This is a genomic window from Variovorax sp. Soil_C_12 (assembly GCF_057657375.1).
Genome location: NZ_JBDGIO010000042.1, coordinates 1 through 1,177, shown reverse-complemented (window position 1 = coordinate 1,177; position 1,177 = coordinate 1). Strand labels below are relative to the sequence as shown.

The following is a 1,177-nucleotide window of genomic DNA, read 5'->3' as shown; positions in this document are numbered from 1 at the left end:
CTGCCATGACCATCATCCAGCAAACCGACCTGATCGAGTCGGTTGCCGCCGCGCTCCAGTACATCAGCTACTACCACCCGACCGACTACATCGCCCACCTGGCGCGCGCCTACGAGCGCGAGCAAAGCCCTGCGGCCAAGGACGCGATGGCGCAGATCCTCACCAACAGCAAGATGAGCGCGACCGGCCAGCGGCCGATCTGCCAGGACACCGGCATCGTCAACGTCTTCCTCAAGGTGGGGATGGACGTGCGCTGGGGCGGCTTCACCGGCAGCCTGGACGACGCCATTAATGAAGGCGTGCGCCGCGGCTACAACCACCCCGACAACACGCTGCGCGCCTCGGTCGTGGCCGACCCGCAGTTCGATCGCAAGAACACCAAGGACAACACGCCGGCGGTGATCTTCACCGAGATCGTGCCCGGCAACACCGTCGAGGTGACGGTGGCCGCCAAGGGCGGCGGCAGCGAGAACAAGAGCAAGCTGGTGATGCTGAACCCCGGCGACAGCGTGGTCGACTGGGTGCTCAAGACCGTGCCCACCATGGGCGCCGGCTGGTGCCCGCCGGGCATGCTGGGCATCGGCATCGGCGGCACCGCCGAGAAGGCGGCGCTGATGGCCAAGGAAAGCCTGATGGACGACCTCGACATGCACGAGCTGCTGGCCAAGAAGCGCTCGGGCGCCGAGCTGGACAAGGTGGAAGCGCTGCGCGTGGAGCTCTACGAGAAGGTCAACGCGCTGGGCATCGGCGCGCAAGGCCTCGGCGGCCTGGCGACGGTGCTGGACGTCAAGATCAAGATGTACCCGACGCACGCGGCCAGCAAGCCGGTGGCGATGATCCCGAACTGCGCGGCGACGCGCCATGCGCACTTCGTGCTCGACGGCTCGGGGCCGGTGTACCTGGAGGCGCCGTCGCTGGACCTGTGGCCCAAGATCGACTGGGCGCCCGACTACAACAAGAGCAAGCGTGTGGACCTCGACACCCTCACGCCGGCCGAAGTCGCGAGCTGGAAGCCGGGCGATACGCTGCTGCTCAAGGGCAAGATGCTGACCGGCCGCGACGCCGCGCACAAGCGCATCGCCGATATGCTGGCCAAGGGCGAGAAGCTGCCGGTGGACTTCACCAACCGGGTGATCTACTACGTGGGCCCGGTCGATCCGGTCAAGGACGAGGCCGT

General features: G+C 67.0%; 1 protein-coding gene. It reads left to right on the top strand.

Annotated features, from left to right (window positions below):
• Window positions 1-5: 5 nt before the first annotated feature.
• On the top strand, window positions 6-1,177 hold a 1,172-nt coding region (locus AC3A6X_RS36375; protein WP_487846712.1), incomplete at its 3' end, for a fumarate hydratase.